The sequence below is a fragment of the Myxococcales bacterium genome (assembly GCA_016699535.1).
In the GTDB taxonomy this organism is placed as follows: Bacteria; Myxococcota_A; Polyangia; order Polyangiales.
This window is the reverse complement of record CP064980.1, coordinates 1831664-1850644: the sequence shown is the minus strand read 5'-3', so window position 1 is coordinate 1850644 and position 18981 is coordinate 1831664. Positions and strand designations below refer to the sequence as shown.

General features: G+C 50.7%; 13 protein-coding genes and 3 pseudogenes. 6 read left to right on the top strand and 10 right to left on the bottom strand.

The window, feature by feature from the left end:
* Entirely contained in the window at positions 1 to 1368 is a 1368-nt protein-coding gene (locus tag IPJ88_08790) for a DNRLRE domain-containing protein (protein ID QQR91780.1), read from the bottom strand.
* 274 nt (positions 1369 to 1642) lie between these two features.
* On the opposite strand from IPJ88_08790, the gene IPJ88_08785 reads away from it, so the two are divergent.
* On the top strand, positions 1643 to 3904 hold the full coding sequence (locus tag IPJ88_08785) for a CxxxxCH/CxxCH domain-containing protein (GenBank protein ID QQR91779.1): 2262 nt from the start codon (positions 1643 to 1645) through the stop codon (positions 3902 to 3904).
* A 33-nt stretch (positions 3905 to 3937) separates the two neighbouring features.
* Here IPJ88_08785 and ilvD read toward each other — a convergent pair.
* Positions 3938 to 5622 (bottom strand): annotated as a pseudogene (gene ilvD, locus IPJ88_08780) (dihydroxy-acid dehydratase).
* A 23-nt stretch (positions 5623 to 5645) separates the two neighbouring features.
* Positions 5646 to 7324, bottom strand: a pseudogene (locus IPJ88_08775) (amino acid carrier protein).
* A gap of 123 nt (positions 7325 to 7447) precedes the next feature.
* On the opposite strand from IPJ88_08775, the pseudogene IPJ88_08770 reads away from it, so the two are divergent.
* The 4 genes and pseudogenes from IPJ88_08770 (at position 7448) to IPJ88_08755 (ending at position 11307) form a co-directional block, all read left to right on the top strand.
* Positions 7448 to 8790, top strand: a pseudogene (locus tag IPJ88_08770) (sodium-dependent transporter).
* Positions 8791 to 8795: 5 nt separating this feature from the next.
* Positions 8796 to 10199 carry a sodium/proline symporter PutP gene (putP, locus tag IPJ88_08765; GenBank protein ID QQR91778.1) on the top strand — a complete coding sequence of 468 codons (1404 nt, stop codon included), beginning with the start codon at positions 8796 to 8798 and terminating at the stop codon, positions 10197 to 10199.
* A 251-nt stretch (positions 10200 to 10450) separates the two neighbouring features.
* On the top strand, positions 10451 to 11098 hold the full coding sequence (locus IPJ88_08760) for a hypothetical protein (protein ID QQR91777.1): 648 nt from the start codon (positions 10451 to 10453) through the stop codon (positions 11096 to 11098).
* Complete coding sequence (locus IPJ88_08755) at positions 11017 to 11307, top strand: fibro-slime domain-containing protein (GenBank protein QQR91776.1); 291 nt, start codon at positions 11017 to 11019, stop codon at positions 11305 to 11307. Before IPJ88_08760 ends, IPJ88_08755 begins: the two co-directional genes overlap by 82 nt.
* Here IPJ88_08755 and IPJ88_08750 read toward each other — a convergent pair.
* The 7 genes from IPJ88_08750 to IPJ88_08720 all read right to left on the bottom strand — a co-directional run bounded on the left by IPJ88_08750 (position 11304) and on the right by IPJ88_08720 (position 17263).
* Positions 11304 to 11447: a hypothetical protein gene (locus IPJ88_08750; protein QQR91775.1), complete on the bottom strand. Its 144-nt coding sequence runs from the start codon at positions 11445 to 11447 to the stop codon at positions 11304 to 11306. The two genes, IPJ88_08755 and IPJ88_08750, sit on opposite strands and share 4 nt — an antisense overlap.
* Before the next feature lie 112 nt (positions 11448 to 11559).
* On the bottom strand, positions 11560 to 11808 hold the full coding sequence (locus IPJ88_08745; GenBank protein QQR91774.1) for a hypothetical protein: 249 nt from the start codon (positions 11806 to 11808) through the stop codon (positions 11560 to 11562).
* A gap of 11 nt (positions 11809 to 11819) precedes the next feature.
* A complete protein-coding gene (locus tag IPJ88_08740; protein ID QQR91773.1) occupies positions 11820 to 12152 on the bottom strand; it encodes a hypothetical protein in 333 nt (110 codons plus the stop codon).
* Positions 12149 to 12841 carry a hypothetical protein gene (locus tag IPJ88_08735; GenBank protein QQR91772.1) on the bottom strand — a complete coding sequence of 231 codons (693 nt, stop codon included), beginning with the start codon at positions 12839 to 12841 and terminating at the stop codon, positions 12149 to 12151. Before IPJ88_08735 ends, IPJ88_08740 begins: the two co-directional genes overlap by 4 nt.
* Positions 12841 to 14109, bottom strand: coding sequence for a hypothetical protein (locus IPJ88_08730; GenBank protein ID QQR91771.1), 1269 nt, complete (start codon positions 14107 to 14109; stop codon positions 12841 to 12843). The genes IPJ88_08735 and IPJ88_08730 overlap by 1 nt, the downstream gene beginning before the upstream one ends.
* A gap of 165 nt (positions 14110 to 14274) precedes the next feature.
* Entirely contained in the window at positions 14275 to 15576 is a 1302-nt protein-coding gene (locus tag IPJ88_08725; GenBank protein ID QQR91770.1) for a hypothetical protein, read from the bottom strand.
* Between the two features lie 394 nt (positions 15577 to 15970).
* The gene (locus IPJ88_08720) at positions 15971 to 17263 is read right to left on the bottom strand and encodes a penicillin-binding protein (protein ID QQR91769.1); all 1293 of its coding nucleotides are present in this window, start codon (positions 17261 to 17263) and stop codon (positions 15971 to 15973) included.
* Between the two features lie 217 nt (positions 17264 to 17480).
* On the opposite strand from IPJ88_08720, the gene IPJ88_08715 reads away from it, so the two are divergent.
* Positions 17481 to 18896, top strand: a complete 1416-nt coding sequence (locus IPJ88_08715; protein ID QQR91768.1) for a glucose-6-phosphate isomerase — start codon at positions 17481 to 17483, stop codon at positions 18894 to 18896.
* The last annotated feature ends 85 nt before the right edge of the window (positions 18897 to 18981 follow it).

Genomic DNA, 18981 nt, shown 5'->3' with positions numbered 1-18981 from the left:
TCACGGATCGGCTAAAGTTACTAACAAAGCTGGACGGCGAAACGGATTTCCATCGGAGCCGTCAGAAGCCGTGAAATATTTTCCTGTATGTCGAGGCCCATCGCCACTGTACAAGACTAGAGCAACTTCACTTCCCTCTTCATACGAAGCAGCAACCGCTCGACTCGCGTCCCACTCGTATGCAACCACATCGGTTGATCCGGCAGGCAAAGGCTGCACGACTACGCCACTTAGATTCTCAATAGCAGAAGGGGCATTGTTCCAAGTAATGGTCTGCTCATCCCACTGCGCAGCGGTGGTATGAACCTGTATATAGGAATCCGGCGCTTCACTAGGCAAGGAATTGCCAAAATGATGCATACGCAACTCAGCGTGTTGGACAACTTTATCGGCTGGCAAGGCACCCAAGTTAAACCGCAAGTACACCTTTGAAAAGCAACCTGAGTCTGCAACATCCCATTGGTTTTGAACATTTAGAAAAATTGAGCCTGCATAGTTGAGATCACCCCATTCACTAAACTTCTTCTCGCCGGTCCCCAACACTCCGCCACAATCACTGCTGCCGCCAACATGCGCATCAACGACATGCTGTCCATCAAGACCCTCGTAAATTTCGTACTCTGTCCCGGTGTTTGAAGGACTTGAGCTGTAAGTCGGCATCCCAAAACGCAACACGCCCCAACTACTTGGATCGTCCACATCGACACCATAGGGCCATCCCTTGGGCTCCAGGGCAGGACCATCGCCCGAATCACGATCGTGCATAAGCACTGCCATGTGCCATTCACTTCCCGTATCCGGCGCGGCGGAAAGACCGAGTGATGCATATGGAACAGTCAATGTAAGGTTCCAGCCACTTGCTTCAGCATCGTCACGGTTTAAGCCTGAAGAGCGATACCCCGTCTCGATGGTGTAGGAAGTAGAGCTAGTCTCCCAATCACTTCCATTCCAAGCATAGGCCTGCTGATATCCGCTGCTGTCATTGCCATAGGCGAATTGACCTACAAAGCGCATTCTGTTCACGCCGTCCGTATCACTTGCAAGATAGACACTAAAAGCATCCCATTGCTCGAGCGTTTCAATACTAGGATTTTCGTCATACCAAATTTTAAAATCAAAGGCTGTAAGATGAAGCTGTAGTCCAGTGTCATCAAACCCTATACGCCCATCAGCGTAGTTACTTTCCAAAGAAAGGCTACCAAACCAAAACAACGCCGCATGGAGTAAGGGTGAATCGCCTTCAAGACGAGACATATTAACAATCGCACTCGATGTGGCTAGCGGCGTATTGGACAGGCCCGTATCATCCGTGCCCGCATCGGATTCTTTTGAAGTGGATTTTCCATGACCCTGACATGCAAAAAGCATCCATGTAAAAGACAAAGCAAAAAAAACCGCACAATAACGAGGCATGCAGCGCCATCATAGCAGAATTTCTAGAAGGACAAAGTTGTGCGATTTTGCTTCAGCAAACTGTTTCAAGCCCCCATGACACGGCGTACCGCATACACTGCACGCCAACTCAAGATAAGTAAGCGCGACAGCTACCTATGCGATAGCTTACATTGCTAAAGATTTTGAACAACGAACAAAACATATACCCAACATTTGCCTCTGAGGCTATCGCGGGCTAAAATGACGTGTGGGTTTACTTATACAAGTGCATCGTCGCACGCTGTTTATAGAAACGCTTGCGCGAGTTTCTTGTGTTCTAGTTGCGCTCGGACTAGCAAGCTGTTCTTCAACGCGCCCTGACCCACAAGATCAACTACCACAAGTCGTCGAATCATCCGATCCGGCTTGCTACACCTGTCATGGCAACTCACTCAGTCCAGCTCCACCCCGTGGTCTTGGCGGAACAATCGATTCAAGCACGCGAGGCGTCGGTGCGCACCGCAGCCACATTGGTGGCATATCGACATGGCATAAATCAGTGACCTGTGACTCCTGTCACTTGGTACCCGCCGAAGTCAACTCACCCGGACACATCGATGATGGCGATAGCAAGGCCGAACTCACCTTCTCCGCGCTTGCAACCACTGGCGGCCTAACTCCCGAGATTCGTGACGACGACACCTGTACCAACGTCTACTGTCACGGCGCGACGCTTAGCGGCGGAACGCTGAATGAACCGCTATGGACACGAGTCGACGGTACGCAAAATGCTTGCGGTACTTGCCATGGCAACCCACCACCCGCTCCTCACCCTGCCTCTTCCGATTGCGGCTTGTGTCACTCTTCAATGCAGGCAGGCACCAATACCTTTCTTGATCCCAGTCGTCACATCGATGGCGTACTTGACCTTGGTGATGGCTCCGAATGCGTGACCTGTCACGGCTCAGATCTAAACTCAGCGCCACCTTTGGATCTCGATGGAAACACGGATCGGTCGTTCGCAAGCGTTGGTGCACATCGGCAGCATTTTGGAGGCTCGGATTGGCATCGAACCTTGTCCTGCTCCAATTGCCACACCGTACCAAGTACTGTTGACTCTCCGGGTCACATCGACGGAGACAACGTCGCAGAAGTACCTTTTGATGAACTGAATCCTTCCGGTTCCGTTAATTTTGCGAATGCGACTTGCAGCAATCTGTACTGTCATGGCAATGGCAAGTCATCGAACGGAACAGTAAGCTGGACGAGCACCGAGCCCATGCAATGCGGCTCTTGTCACGGCAACCCACCACCCGCTCCACACCCACAGGCCTCTGATTGCGGTTCATGCCATCCAACGATGAACCCTGGCAGCGATACCTTCCGAACACCGGAAAGACACATCGATGGGGTGCTTGATGTAACCGACGGATCGACAGCCTGCGATTCGTGCCATGGTTCGAATGGAATTTCAGCTCCACCTTTGGATCTCGCAGGCAATACGGCTCGCACAGTGCCCGGCGTTGGCGCTCACCGCGTTCATCTCGGAGCAACCAGTTGGGCCAGACAGATGTCCTGCGAGTCATGTCACGTCGTGCCCGACAACGTCGACTCTCCAGGACACCTTGACGGTGATAATATCGCCGAAGTCTCGTTTGGAGCGCTCAACCCTAGCGCCTCCGTAAATCTTACAACCCATAAATGTAACAATTTGTATTGCCACGGAGACGGCACTGCTTCCAATGGTTCAATTAGCTGGACCAGTACAACTGCCATGACATGCAGTTCTTGTCATGGCTACCCGCCGCCATCGCCTCACCCAGATTCAACAGCTTGCGGTTCCTGTCATCCCAATGTGAACTCCGGCACAGACACCTTCAACAACCCATCAAGCCATATCGATGGAATTGTTAACGTCAATACGGGCGGCGCATGCGATTCATGTCACGGCTCAAACGGAAACTCCGCCCCACCCAAAAACCTTGCGGGAAGTTCAACTCGAAGCGCGCGAGGCGTCGGTGCTCACCGCGAGCATCTTAGCTCTTCAACGTGGCGACGCACTATCGCATGCGAGAGCTGCCACACTGTGCCCGGCAATGTAGATAGTCCTGGACATATTGATGGTGACAACGTCGCCGAAATTCCTTTTGATGGTCTAAACCCTTCCGCTACCGTCGATTTCACCACCGGCACCTGCAACAGCCTTTATTGCCACGGGAACGGGCGGGGCAACAACGGCAGTATCAACTGGACCAGCACTACCGACATGGCGTGCTCCTCGTGCCATCTGACACCTGCCGGTGGGCAAAGTGCATCAGGTATGAGCGGAGATCACAACAAGCATATTAAAGATAAAAGAATCCCGTGTTCAGATTGCCATGCCCAGGTAGTCAATCAATCACTTCAGATCATCGATTCGCAATTGCATATCGATGGCACAAAAAACGTCCTCATGCCCAAAGGTGGAAATTACGACCCGAGCACAAGACGCTGCTCAAATTTGAGCTGTCATGGAAGCGAGACTTGGTAAGTTTCTTCAACAGATAAGCGCACCAACGCTTCCCTACTCGTCAGTCACACAACCTTCGGAAGCAGAGCGTACATTCTTTATGTACTTGTAGAGCGTCCCTTTTGTGGCTTTCAGCGGCGGAGCGGTCCATTGCTGTTTGCGCGCAGCAAGTTCTTTTTCCTCGAGCTCTAAATCAATGGTATTTTTTTCCGCGTCAATCGAAATAGTATCGCCATCTTTGATCAATGCAATCGGACCGCCTTCTTGAGCCTCAGGTGTCACATGACCAATGATAAATCCGTGGGAGCCGCCTGAGAAACGTCCGTCTGTCATAAGCGCTACCTCTTTGCCAAGTCCAGCACCCATGATCATCGAGGTCGGTGCGAGCATCTCCGGCATACCCGGCCCGCCCTTAGGACCCTCGTAGCGAATCACGATCACGCTACCTTTCTTTATCTCGCCGGCCTCGACCGCTGAAAGCATCTGCTCTTCGCTATCGTAGACTTGAGCTGGGCCGGAAAAACGTAAACCTTCTTTGCCTGTGATTTTCGCAACTGCACCTGTGGGCGCAAGATTCCCTTTAAGAATGCGAATGTGTCCGGTGGCCTTGATGGGTTTATCCCAACTTTGAATCACTTTCTGACCTTTGCTCAGTGCAGGTAAGTCGTTCAGATTCTGAGCTAAAGTTTTGCCGGTTACGGTCAAGCAGTCCCCATGAAGAGCTCCTTTTTCAAGCAAGTATTTCATCACCGCCGGCACACCACCAACGCGATGCACATCAGCCATCACATACTCACCACTGGGTTTAAGATCCGCCAGAACAGGAGTGCGCTCACCAAGCTCACGAATATCGTCAATCGTCAGCGAAACTTGAGCAGCACGCGCCATAGCGATCAAATGCAAGACCAAGTTGGTTGATCCACCAAGCGCCGTTGCAACCACTACCGCATTTTCAAAGGCTTGGCGTGTCATGATATCAAGTGGCTTTATGTCTTGCTCGAGCAAATGGCGTAGCGCTACACCCGCCTTTAAACATTCTTTTTCTTTTTGTGGATCATCTGCCGGAGTCGATGCACTGTAAGGCAGCGCCATACCCATCGCTTCAATAGCGGACGCCATCGTATTTGCCGTGTACATACCGCCGCAGGCCCCTGCACCAGGGCAGGCATGTCTAACAATATCAATGCGCTCCGCTTCGGTGATTTTCCCCGAAACGAGCTCACCATAGGACTGAAAAGCCGAAACAATATCCAATGACTTACCGCTTGTGCTTTTCCCTGCCTGGATTGTGCCGCCGTACACCATCAAGGCCGGACGATTTAAGCGCGCAAGAGCTATCATGCAACCTGGCATATTTTTATCGCAACCAGGTATCACCACCGCGCCGTCGTACCACTGCGCACTCATCACCGTCTCAATGCTATCAGCAATAAGATCACGGCTCTGTAAGGAAAACTCATTCCGTCCGTGCCCATGGAAATTCCGTCTGAAACACCAATGGTGTTGAAACGCATCCCCACTAAGCCTGCTTCTTCTACCCCTTGTTTCACACTTGCCGCTAAATCAAGCAGGTGCATATTGCAGGGGTTGCCTTCAAACCACATGCTTGCAATGCCCACTTGAGCCTTGTGCATGTCTTCTTCCGAAAGGCCTGTTGCATAGAGCATGGCTTGCGATGCTACTTGCGACTTGGGCTCGGTAATGAGCTTGCTGTATTTATTGATGCCGTTTTTTGCCATGCTTTGCCCTCAAACGATCCATTCTATGCTTTGCCAGAGCCATGCGGGCCCTTTTCGAAATTTTCCCAATAATGCTTCACCGACTGCTTCATGTCTTTATGAAGAATCACTATGCCGCAAAGATTGGGAATTGCCATCAGCGCAATCGTCACCGAGGCGATATCCCAAATCAAAGTCGTGTCCACAAAGGAAGCTAAGAAAAACGCTATACAGTAAACAACACGATAAGGAAAAACAAACTTGGTACCAAGAAGATAAACCATCGCTCTATCCCCGTAGTAGGACCAAGCAACCGCCGTCGAAAAAGCAAAAAGCAAAAGACCAATAGCGATAATAATCTGGCCAAAGTCGCCAAACCAACCCATGGAAAAAGCTTTCGCCGTAAGTTGCACAGTATGCAAAAGCGATTTGCCTTTTAGAGAAATCGTACTGTCAATGACATTGCCGTCCGCGACATCCACTTTGCCCGTATACAACTTACCCTTCCGATAGAAGCGAACATCTTCTGCAACTGAACGCGCATGCAAAATAGTGTATTCACCCTGTTCAGGAACGCCGTCTACAACGTCGATTGCACCGTTCAGCGTCTCAATACCGGAACCTTTGATCCCTGAGAGATGTTGAAATAAAACAGCCCGATCCTTGTGAGATGCGTCGTCGTATCGACCATGAATAAAACGCGTATCACTGCGTTGAAAATCGTTTTCATATTTTTGAGTCCAAACCCCCGAGCTCAAAATTACCAAACCGGTGATGGTACAAATCACAATGGTATCAATGAAGGGCTCTAAAATAGAAACCATGCCTTCGGCAACGGGATCCTCGCCCTTGGCCGACGCGTGAGCAATCGGAGCCGAACCTTGCCCCGCCTCGTTGGAATACAAACCACGATTCACACCACGAGTGAACGCAAAGGAAAAACTCGCACCAAGAAAGCCGCCTACGGCCGCCGTGCCGGAAAACGCGTCTCGAAACACCGCGAGAAACGAAGGACCCACCTGGTCCAAGTGCGGAAGGATCACCGCAAGCGCTCCAACGACATAGATAGTTGCCATCGTCGGCACAATGCTCTGCGTAAAATGCGCAATGCGATTAATCCCTCCAATAATTACCATAAACAAGACGGCGGCAAGCACAGCGCCAGTCAGCATGTGAGGAATCTCAAAGGTAGTGTGCATGGCACTTGCGATACTGTTGATCTGCGGCAAGCTTCCGGTTCCAAAGGAGCTTGTCACCGTCGCGATCGCGAAAATAACAGCAAGCCATTTCTGGTTGAGCTTGCGTTCCATGTAATACATGGGACCGCCCGAAATAAACCCGTCATCTGCTTTGATTCGATATTTGTGAGAAAGGGTCACTTCGACAAATTTTGAAGCCATGCCCACAAAGGCAGTCACCCACATCCAAAAAAGCGCAGCAGGACCACCGAGAAAAATAGCAAAACCTACGCCCGCAATATTTCCGGTGCCAACCGTGCCCGATAACGCGGTGGCCAAAGCCTGAAAATGGGTGGTATCGCCTTCAGCGTCCTCTCGCTCGTAGCGTCCACTCAAAACCTTCCAAGCATGAATAAAATAACGGATTGCGGAAATCCCAGATAGATGGTGAAAAAAGAGCCAACCCCGATGAGCAAATAGGGAAAGTAAGTCGAATTCCCTAATAAATTGGCGGCTAAAATGACGTACTCTCGTATTAAGTCCAAACCCAGCTCCCAACATCATTTGGGGGGAGCCGCATTATCTGGCAGAAAAAGCCTTCATTGAACGGTCCCAACATCTTCCAGCTCGTTTACGCCAAAGGCGTGCCTGTAGTAAACCCTGATTTTATGATTGCTCGAGGCGAATTCTCCTCAAAGCTTGGATTCATCATGGCCGCGGCAGGTTCTGCCGTCGGGCTTGGCAATATCTGGGCCTTTCCTACAAATACAGCCGAAAATGGCGGTGCTATCTTTGTGTTTGTCTATTTAGGCCTGGCCTTTTGTTTAGCCTATCCAGTCCTGATGGCAGAGCTCACTATCGGACGGCACGCTCAAGCCAATCCGGTCACCGCCCTTCAGACGATCGCTATTGGGCCAAAAACAACACGAATTGCCTTCATCACGGGCATCGCTGGCACTGTCTGTGGCAGTTTGATTCTATGTTTCTACTCGATCGTCGCCGGATGGATGCTTCGCGAGACCGTGGTTCCCTTTTCGCATTTTGGAACGTTGACCTTCGCAGTGATGCACTCATGGGCCGCAGTGATTTGAGCGATGCAATGTTTGCCCTGCTTTTTCTTCTTCTTTGTTTTTGGATCATCGCTGGCGGCGTCACCAAAGGCATTGAGCGCTGGTCCAAACGCCTCATGCCAGCCATGATTGCCATCTTGTTTGCCCTAGTATTTTACGTACTCGGTCAACCTGGCGCGACCACAGGCCTCAAACATTATCTATTCCCAGATTTCTCCAAGGTGCTTAGTCCATCGCTTTTGCTCGATGCCATGGGACAGGCGTTTTTCTCCCTGTCCTTAGGAGTGGGCACCATGATGGTCTACGGCTCCTATCTGAGTAAAAAAGAAAACCTCCCGCGACTCGCTGTGTGGGTCACCTTGCTCGATGTTGGCCTGGCATTTTTGGCTGGTCTGTTGGTGATCCCTGCCATGTATGCTGCCCAAGAACATGGTATTACTATTATGGATGCAGAAGGCAAACTGATTGCCGGTCCTGCATTAATCCTAAAGGTCCTGCCAGCGTTGTTTGACAACATGGGCAGCGTAGGCCCCGTCGTCTCTTTTTCTTTTTTCACGCTGATGTCCATGGCAGCGCTAACCTCCGCCATATCCATGTTCGAAGTTCCGGTGTCAGTATGCATTGAAACCTTTCAAGCCAACCGCATTCGGATAACCGTTTTCTTGGGAATAATTATCGCCATTGTCACGACAATCATCGCCTTAAACTTCGATCTACTTTTTTCGTGGGTCGTCACAATCACCACCGAATACGGTCAGCCCCTTCTGAGCCTCGTCTATTGCATTTTTCTTGGCTGGATCTGGAAGCGTGCCAAACTTCTTGAAGAACTCCGCATTGCCATTCCTCATTTGGAGCACGGCTTGTTTTGGAAAATCTGGCCAAGTTATGTCAAATGGGTTTGCCCCATCGGTATCGCCGGTGTGATTGTCCGTAGCTTTTAGTAACGATGCCGATCCCAACGCTTGTCACCTTCGCGCTTTACATTCTCGCCATGGTGTTTATTGGCGCCAAGTTTTTCAAAGGCACCGGCGAACTCTCCGATTACATTCTTGGAGGTCGAAAACTCAGTTCCCCGGTAGCAGCGCTCAGCGCTGGGGCATCCGATATGAGCGGATGGCTATTACTGGGGCTTCCCGGAGCTTTGTATGCCGGTGGTTGGGTCAATATCTACATGGCAGTAGGCCTAACTATCGGAGCTTATCTCAACTGGCAATTTGTAGCACCTCGACTTCGAGCACAAAGCCAGGCCCAGGGAGACGCACTCACCATCCCCGATTTTTTCGAAAATCACTTCGCTGACAAAAGCCGTCTGATTCGCAGTAGTTCAGCCGCGATTATTCTCGCCTTCTATGGAATCTACACCGCTTCAGGTCTGGTCAGTGGAGCCATCTTGTTCGAGGAAAGTTTTGGTCTCTCCTACCATATGGCCTTGCTCATCGGCGCTGCTGTCATCGTCAGTTACACCTTCCTGGGTGGCTTCAATGCCGTAAGCTGGACTGATTTTTTTCAGGGCCTACTTATGCTTTTTGCCTTGATCGCAACCCCCGTGTTTTTATTGTCACACATTGATCTTCGCCAGATAGTTACTTTTTCATCGGACAAAACCCAAGCAACCGGATGGATCACCGTAGCATCATTACTTGCCTGGGGGCTGGGCTACTTCGGCCAACCCCACATTCTGGTGCGCTTCATGTCTCTGCGTGACCTAAAGCGCATGCCCGTTGCACGCAACATTGCGATGTCGTGGATGGTGCTATCGCTCTGCGGCGCCATCTGCACGGGCCTCTTCGGTCGCATTTACTTTGCCGATGCACCCCTGGAGCAACCCGAAAAAGTCTTTATTGCATTAACTCAAATTCTCTTTAATCCCTGGATGGCCGGTCTTTTGCTAGCCGCTATCCTTGCAGCGGTGATGAGCACCGTCGACTCTCAACTCCTCGTTTGTGCTAGCGCCCTAACCGAGGACATCTACCGCGCTTTCCTTCACAAGAATGCAAGTCAAAAGGAACTAATTTGGCTAAGTCGAGCCGCTGTAATTGCTGTCGCGTGCCTAGCCCTTGTACTTGCGTGGAATCCCAAAAACCGCGTACTTGATCTAGTCGCTTACGCCTGGGCCGGCTTTGGCGCAGCCTTCGGCCCACTTATGCTTTTTTCCTTACTCGACAAACGTACTACTCGCGCTGCGGCCCTAGCCGGCATCCTCAGCGGCGCCGCCACGGTCTTCATCTGGCGCCCCTTGAAAGGCGGTATCTTTGACCTCTATGAACTGGCCCCTGCGTTTATAATAAGTTCTTTAATTATTTTCACCTTTAGTCGAATCCAAAACAAACTCCGGCAAAACCGGTCATAAAGCAAGTCTCATTGCAGACATGTGGATCGGAGTAAGCGAGTGTAAGAATTTTTCTGTCAACACACCGATCTTGTATCGTTATGATAGTAAGTTGGAGCGGATCGAAAGCAATCAACGGAAAATAGGATTATTTTCCATCTGAACTTAGCGCCTACTGTCTCGCTCTGGTACAATTAAAACAATTCATGTGTTGAGGGCGAGGCGGGCAGTTATGGATTTGATTATGTAAGATTAACGTTGTTGTTTTCTTTTTGCTTCTGGGCTGCGATATCTTTTCCAGCTCGGACAGCAATGGTTCCAATAACAATTCAGCGGATGACGCGGGGGCTGACTCAAGCAACGGCGGGACAACTGTTGGCGATGGCTCTCTAAATGGTGCAGACACCTGTGATGGGATTGTGCCCGTAATTGTCCGAGACTTCCGCTCCGTTGATGAGAGTGCCACATTGGGCCATCCAGATTTTGAATATGTAAGCTGGCCTGATGAAAAAGGTATCGTTGAAGAGCAACTCAATACAACGGACCGCAAACCGGTCTATGCGCTAGACGGACAATCAAGTGACACCACACACAGCAAGGCCCTCTTCGATAAATGGTATCGTGACGTTCCAGGCAATGAGCAAGGACAAAATAAACGCTTTGAGCTTAGCCTCACTTTTGAAAAACAATCCGATGGCACTTGGCGCTATGAAAGCAACCGGTTTTTCCCATTGGATGAGGTAGCGGGAACGTACGGTTTTTACCCTGAGAATTTACTCACCGATCCGTGTACCGAAGAGCCAGGATTTGAAAACCACAATACCATTTCACGACTGAGATGCACATCACTTTTCAGTATCTCGAGGGCACAGGCCAAACCTTCCGATTCAGAGGCGATGATGACTTGTGGGTGTTCATGAACGACAAGTTAGTGATCGATCTTGGTGGTCCACATAATCCTCAAGACGAATCTGTTAATCTCGATGATCTCCAAGCCTCATTGGCATTGGTAGACGGAGAGGTATACCCCTTGGAGCTTTTCCATGCCGAACGTCATACCTGCGGTTCCAACTTCTTGGTTGAAACCACCTTCAAATGTCTGCAAGACGTCCCCACTGACGTTTTCTAAGGAATGGAAAAAGCGATGTATCCCGTCGTGATTAAAATCTTGACGGGATCGTAGTCCGGTTCATCGACGGCTCCCGTGCCCGCACATCGTACTGTGCCCTCGGGATTGGCGAAGACATGAACTGGAAGGTGGGCATCCATAAACGAGACCACTTCTTAGGCATATTTTTGAGTCTAAAACCCATTTATCGCGCTGCAGCCTCTAAGTTGTTGAATTCTCTACGGTAATATCGCGGGATCCTGGATCGGAGAATTATCCTGCTTTGATTAGGGCTTTGACTATGTCGTAGTCAGGCTCGTCAACTGCTCCAGTGCGAACACACCGGACTTTGCCTTGGGGATTAGCAAAGACATGAATCGGGATTGTGGCCCCTGCATCAAGGCCAATGCTCTTGAACCAGCCTTCGAGCAGGCCAAACTCTTTTATGCGTACGCCGTTTGGAATCTTTGGATGCGCCTTACGGAATTTATCGACAACCTCGGCGCTGTTATCAACAGACATAAACTCCATACTTACTGGTGTTTTGTCTTTTCAAGTCGTGCTTTCCATGCTGCTAGGCGCGGCATCTCTTCAATGCATGGTTTGCACCAGGTGGCCCACACGTTAATCCAGCGCCAGCCCTTGGGCGTAGAGCTGGGCTCACTTGCAAGTTCAGGCAAGTGAAACTCTGGGGCTTTGGATAGCTCAGCGCGCACATCACAAAAGGCATCCAGCGAGATTTTCTTTTCTGGCGCTTTGATTGAATCGACACGCCGGCGAAGCGGCTCCGCTACTTTTTCTTCACCTTTGCTGCAAGAGCCGATAGCGAGAAAGCTAAAGACAAGCACCAAGCTCGACAATTTCATAAGCGACAATCTATCCATGTAATAAAGGCACTCCGATTAAGTTCTTCGGGCTGACACCCTTCCTGAGCGCCACTGCGATTCCAGCTGCAAAACACTTGCTCAAGCTGAGCAAACTCTTCACCGAGCCAGAGCAAACCGACTTCGCGATCCAAATCCGGATCATTGAACGTAGCCTTCAAGTGATTCATGACTGCTTCGGCCCGAGCGCGTGAGAGTTCACGATTGTGCTCGACAGCACCTTCTGGGGAAGCACGCGCCACTATAAAAAAGTAACTTGCTCCACGTTGGTCAGCAAAAACTTTATCGATTAAGGTCGCATCAAACTGATCAAGCCCAGAAGAGTCGCGATCAAATTGCACAATGCCAGCGCGCTCGCCCATGGGCAAAAACAAAGCGTTAAAGTCTTCACCGCTCATTGTTGCCACGTTTTTAGCCTCAAGTGGCTGACAACCTCGCACTTGCCCACTGCTCAGCAAACCACAGCTTTGCAAAACTCGCCGCAAAATGCGCTTTAAATCTGCTGTGCAGTATTCTTCATCAGCCGCAGCGGCCACTGCTACTTCGGCCTCTTCGTGCTCCTGTTCAAGCTGCACCAAACGCGTTTCTGCCGCGCTCACCCAGCTATGTGCAAGCACTGCAGGTAGCAGTAAACAGACTAAGGCAGCTATCCATTGCATCGCTTTGGTCATTAGAAAGCTCCTTTCTGCTGCTTATCGAGCATACGACTTAAGGTATAGCTAAGTCCCAAATCAATATCTTCGTCGCACAGCTTTTTGCCTCCAACATAAAGCTGCGGCGTAAGCACTGGCAAATGGTTGTTAACCACCCACCTTAGCGATTTATTAAGCTTTGCTTTTACTTTGGGTGATCCAATGCAACGCTTTAGCCTAGGAAAGGCTGCAAGCACCGCACGTTCCGCTGCCTTGGGATTGTTAGCACTGAGCTCTCGAATCTCACTTTGATGCTCAAAAGCCCAGGCAAGCACCGTATCGGCCTGTTCATCAGCACACATCACCGCTTCACTGATGATGCAAGCACCAGGATGCACTGCTTCGCCGACCATCCAGTTGCATGTTGAATCAAGCGGGAAAAGCAAAGCCTTACGTGAAAGCTTCTCACTAAGACCGGAAGCTTCAAGCCTCTGCTCAAAAGCTGAACAAGCGGGGCACAAAGGGTCAACGACTTCAATCGTCTCAACACCAAGCTGCGAGCCGAGTGGCACCATCACGTCATAAATGTCTTCCCCTTTGCTAAGTTCGCCGCAACCCTGTGTGTACTGTGAATAATCGGGCAGCGCTGCCAAATAAGCCGCAACGGCTACCCCCACAAAAGCCACGCCGAGTAAAAAGGAAAAGAAGCTTTGCCCAAAAGAAAAATCAGAAGGCACGCTTCTGACAAACGGCCGTGTAGGCTCGCTGCCAGGAAAGGGAGGATCATTACCCAACTCTGTTTCATGAGATACAGCAGCCATGCGGCCGTCTGCCGGAGATCCAGCCGCACCCTTCCATAAAAGCCAAGCAGCAACCGTACACACTATGCTCGAAGCATAAATCCCGATGCAGAGTTTGCAGGCCGCACCAAGAGTGGCAAAGGAAATAATGCCCATGACCACCGAAGTTAGGAAAGGAAGCAAGGTCGCCAAAAACAAAAAGCCCGTGCGTCCCTGATCACGTTGCTGCCCGCCGAACCACAACTTAAGTGCCCAGAAAAACAAAAAGGCAAAGACGGCCATGGCCGGCAAGGATACTGGCACCCCACCCCAGACCGTACTTCTTAGAAAAGACGAGTAAGGGCTCATCATGGTCACATGACAGCCCGAACTGCCAGTGGCATCGGCCGCGGCAAGCCCGGGAATAAAAGAGCAATGCAAACTGTGCACTTGCCGGTCTAGATGATTAATAAAGTCGTGCGTTGAGAAAGCCGCAAACACAAAGCCTGCCGCTGCCGCAAGCAACATTACTAACGTAGCTGGATAAATTCGCCGCATATCACCTCTGCGCGAAGTGATAACACAGCCGAAAGCGCCTGTCGCTAGGTGCGTGGCAAGGCTGGGTTACCACACTCCAGGCCATAGAGAAGATCAAGCAAGCCAAATTGCCACGAGTCGTATTCATATGATGCTCTATAATTGTCGCTCAACGCTATACGGCGGATATTGCCCATAGAGTGCATCTCTTGCCTGAAGGAAAGCTTCACGCGCTGCCTGCACTTCTTGCAAAAGCGCGGCAACGAGTTCGCATATCCAGGACGGATCTTCCACCTCACTATAGATCGCATCGAGGTAGACACCTAATAGACTAATGAGCTGATCAATCAAGACACGGCGAGCGTTCCAATCCCCGGTCGTTACATCGTTGGGATCCAGGCCGCCAACGGATCCAACATTGCCACGAACCCACTGCTCAACAAGCTCCAAGATACGTTTAATGATATTTGCAATCTTTTCTGCTGCTTCGCCGAGCTCTTCGACCGGAAGTTCGATCACGATCGTTTCACAGCTGCCCGTTTGGGCATCACAGATTTCCCCAGTTACGGTGATCGTGTCACCGTCTCGTGTCACCGTTGCGAAACTGGCTTCAACCTGAGTGGGTTGTGTAATAGCAGTTTGCGTCACTTGGGCAGGATGCGTCACGTTGTACCAAATCTGCGATATGGCCGCCGAAGCATCCTGAATCATCTGCTCTCGATTCGGGGAAATTAAGAGTGCAACACTAAATATCAACAACGCGGCTAACATGACTATGCCCACGATTCCGAGAACGATTTCGATCTGTTCTGACGGTTTTGCTAGTGTGGTATTTTTAGCTGGCACGGCATCCGCAGAGGAACAGTAAGGAAGCAGCGCACTAATACCGTCGCGAATTTTCTCAGGCATCAACTCCGCGCTATGTAACCATTGCTGTATGCCTACAATAATCGGACAGGTCGCAAAATCGTTTTCGGCTACAAGGTCGCCCGTAAGTACTTCACCGGACATGATGCCTAGAATGTTCGACTGAATATACGACGGCTGCTTATCGAATCTTGCTTTTGCAATCGTCCAGCGCTCAACTTCATCGCGACGGCTTGTCGTGAGCCAGTCTGTGATGCTTAAGCGTTCGTTTGAGCTATCCACTTTGTTGAAAAAAGTCTCGGCCTCAGCAGCCACAGCAGCATCTTCGCTAGGATATTTTGACAAGGGATGAAACCAACCCAGGCGATACGAAGCGCGCACAACTCGCTCTAAAGCTTCGTGTTCAGAAAGCGAAAATAAGTCTTGCTCGATGGCCATCATGGCTTCGGCATCGGAAGCAGCCACATCATCGCCCGCAAGCGCGGAGCAGCCCGGAAGGGAGCAAAGTAAAGCTCCAACCACAAGCACACTAAGCAGTTTAAAGCGCAGCAACTTAGGAAGCTTTGAGACAAAAAAGTAGGTCAACAACATAGTAAGCTAAGAAATAAGCAAAAACCGTACCAAACAGTGCCGCACTATCCCTCTTTTTTGCCCCCAAGCAAGTGCTTCATCGCCACTCCACAAGACAAGCTTCAAATCATTGAAATCACAACCTAATAGTTTTCGCTTGCAAAACAAATCAAAGAACTCACCCTAGCGAGCTCAGCTGCACACGATCGCAGGTGCCACACGGACCCACGCAAACCTACACGAAACACGCCATCCATGCTCCCCAAACCCCAGAGCGCCGATACCTTGTGACCCCAGTGACTGTAGCCGTGTCCGTGTCAGTGACTGGGACGGTGGCTGTCACGGTCACTGACACAGACCCGGTCACAGTTACAGTTACGGTCGCATGTACAGTCCCTGTCCCCGCAACGAGTCTCTATCCTGAAAAAGAATCGTGACTGCCCTGACGGCAAGCTCGTTCTTGAGACGGAGTAGCCTTTTGGCTTTTCATTTCATAGAGACCGTAGCGAAGCGCTTCTTTGGCAACGTAAGGCGCTTTGATCCGCCAGCTCGGATGGTTCACCACCAAGACGCCAACCGCAAACTTGGGATTCTGGGCAGGGGCATACCCTACCCACCAGGAATAAGCTCGAAAAGGATTGGAGTCGCTTAGCGAACCGGTCTTGGCTGCCACCGAAACACCTGGAAGATAGGCCTTACCATCTTTGTCATGAAAACTCTTGTACGATGTTCCAGAACTTACGGTGCGCTCCATCATCGAGCCAAGCACTCGAGCAGTTGACGAAGGAATCACCGAACGAAAAGGACTAGAGTCATGAGCAACTTCAATTTCGCCACAAGGGTAACGTACACTTTGAATCATGTAAGGGCGCGGCATAACGCCTTGATTGGCGATAGTTGAAGCAAGCAGCGCTCCGTGCAGCGGAGAAAGCGTCGAATGACGGAAACCTGCTGCCATGCGCGCAAACTCAAGATCATCTTGTGGAATGTCCACCGCGCTAATCGATGTTGGCAAATCAAAAGGCAAGGCATGGCCGAAACCAAAGGCCGAAGCATAACGCTCTAGGGTTTGAGGCTTTAAGTTCTGCACCGCGAGCTTGGCAAACACACTGTTGATGGAATAGCCCAGAGCTTGCGCAAAACTCGCACAGGAGGTGTCGTGTGCAGGATTATCAAGCAGGTTTGAAGCCACAAGACTGCTACGTCCTCCGCTGTAACATGTCTTTTTTGAGGCCGTGATACCCGAGTCGAGCAAGGCTGCCGCTGTTACGATCTTAAAGACCGATGCAGCTGGCGCTTTGGCTTCACGTGCCCAATCGACGGACTGCGCACGCTCGACATTGCTTTGCTTTGCATCGCTTTGATGACTTACATAGGCCAGCACACGTCCGGTTTTTGCTTCCATCACCACCACGCCTGCTGCGGGAACTTCGTTCCGCTCTAAAAGCGCACTCAAATGCTGTTGCAAACCCGGATGCAAACTTAGCACCAACGCGCGGTCTTGCTTTGGCACAACCACAGCATGCTCTTCGTACAAAAAAGCCGAAGGTTCGACATCAACGTTGTTGAGATCGACTTGCATCTGCATGCCATGTTCCGAACGCACAACCTCCGGACTGGCTACAGCCAAACTTGAGCCACTAAACAAAAGCAGCACGAGCCGAGCAAAAAAAAGCACGCGATGAAGACTAAAACAACGATAAACCACCGAACGATGCTAACCCTACTCCCGCCCATGGAGCCAAAAACTGTAGAGTGCAGCACCATAAGGCCAAATTCAACGCCATCATAACTGAGCAAAGCATCAGTCATAGTAGGGTGCTAAAAAGCCATCCACGGCACGCACTAAGCAAAAAAAACGCTTGAAACGGGCCATTTTCATTCGCCAGTTGTGATTTTGTTCAACTGGCGCTAGCTAGCGCCCTATGACTTCACAACATATCCTGTCCTTGGACTATTCATTTGCGGTTGGAAGTGGCTCAAAAGCCATCGATGACGCACAGCTGATCAAGCATGAATCCTCTTTTCAAAATGCGTTAACCAATACCCTGAGACGCGTACAAAGCGGCGAACTAGGTTTTTGGAATTTGCCCGATGATGAAAGTCTGCTTGCATCGATTTCCGAGCTAAAGAAAGCGCTCCCAAAAGAGATTAGACATCTCCTTGTTCTGGGCATCGGAGGCTCGTCGCTCGGAGGCAAAAGTCTATGCCACGCGCTCAGCGGCTCACTTGAGATTCCAGCCGATGCAAAGCAAAACACGCCTCGGGTCTATTTCGTCGACAACAGCGATCCTTGGTATTTGCAGCAGTTGCTCGAACGTATCGAAGCCAGCAAGACCTTGGTCGTCCCGATTTCTAAATCCGGCGGCACCGTTGAAACCATGTCGCAACTCCTTATTGTCGAGCAGTGGCTAGCGAGTACGCTGGGCAAGCAGACTGCCAAAAAGCATCTTGTTCTCATCACCGACCCTAAGGACGGAAAGCTTCGTGAAAAAGCTCAGGAAGAAGGGATCCAAACACTTGCAGTTCCATCCAATGTTGGAGGACGATTTTCTGTATTAAGCGCCGTAGGCCTTTTTCCAGCAGCTATGAGCGGCATCAACATTGCGGAAGTTCAAGCGGGCGCACGCGAAATGAAAAAAGCATGCGCGGCCACCTCGCTTAAAGAGAACCCAGCAGGACTACTAGCAATTCTCAATTACCTGCACCACCAGATGCATGGTCGGCATGTGCATGTACTTATGCCCTACGCCGATGCGCTGCGTCCTTACGCAGGCTGGTTCGTGCAGCTTTGGGCCGAAAGCCTAGGCAAGCGGCTCGACTTGTCTGGAAAAGAAGTCCACGTTGGGCCCACCCAGCTTCCAGCCATTGGCGCGACCGATCAGCACGCCCAGCTTCAGCTTTTCTCAGAAGGTCCTGATGATAAGTTTTATAGCTTCATCGAAGTGCTGAACGCTCAAAAGGATCTGAAGATTCCCGAAAGCTCTGGAGATCTGGCATACCTTGCGAAGCACAGCCTGCAAGCCGTGCTTCGTGCCGAGTGCCTTGCCACGCGCACAGCGCTCCATCGACAAGGCAGGCCTTCACTGTGCATCAAGCTATCTGCCGTCAATGAGCGAAGCCTGGGTGCCCTTTTCTTTTTACACGAAGCAGCCACCGCTTTGGCCGGCGAATTGTATCGCATCAACGCCTTTGATCAGCCAGGCGTCGAAGCAAGCAAACAACTGACCTCAGGCTTGCTTGGCAGGCCCGGCTACGAGGCATACGGCAAAGGGCTCAGCCTAGACGCACATTCCCCTAGTCAGACGCACCTCTTGGAATGCCCCTTGGTGCGAAATTAGCCCTCTGTTTTTGCCCAAGTGGGTCCATAAGCGACATAAAACTCACCTTAGTTTTGCCGACAAGCCAAATATGAGGCTACACTTA

Bases quoted from the DNA above. Each gene is read 5' to 3' on its own strand.
- IPJ88_08725 (QQR91770.1), bottom strand. From the start codon at position 15,576: ATGTTGTTGACCTACTTTTTTGTCTCAAAGCTTCCTAAGTTGCTGCGC.
- IPJ88_08745 (QQR91774.1), bottom strand. From the start codon at position 11,808: ATGTCTGTTGATAACAGCGCCGAGGTTGTCGATAAATTCCGTAAGGCG.
- IPJ88_08755 (QQR91776.1), top strand. From the start codon at position 11,017: ATGCACATCACTTTTCAGTATCTCGAGGGCACAGGCCAAACCTTCCGA.
- IPJ88_08740 (QQR91773.1), bottom strand. From the start codon at position 12,152: ATGAAATTGTCGAGCTTGGTGCTTGTCTTTAGCTTTCTCGCTATCGGC.
- IPJ88_08715 (QQR91768.1), top strand. From the start codon at position 17,481: ATGACTTCACAACATATCCTGTCCTTGGACTATTCATTTGCGGTTGGA.
- IPJ88_08750 (QQR91775.1), bottom strand. From the start codon at position 11,447: ATGGATGCCCACCTTCCAGTTCATGTCTTCGCCAATCCCGAGGGCACA.
- putP (QQR91778.1), top strand. From the start codon at position 8,796: ATGCCGATCCCAACGCTTGTCACCTTCGCGCTTTACATTCTCGCCATG.
- IPJ88_08790 (QQR91780.1), bottom strand. From the start codon at position 1,368: ATGCTTTTTGCATGTCAGGGTCATGGAAAATCCACTTCAAAAGAATCC.
- IPJ88_08730 (QQR91771.1), bottom strand. From the start codon at position 14,109: ATGTTGCTTGCGGCAGCGGCAGGCTTTGTGTTTGCGGCTTTCTCAACG.
- IPJ88_08735 (QQR91772.1), bottom strand. From the start codon at position 12,841: ATGACCAAAGCGATGCAATGGATAGCTGCCTTAGTCTGTTTACTGCTA.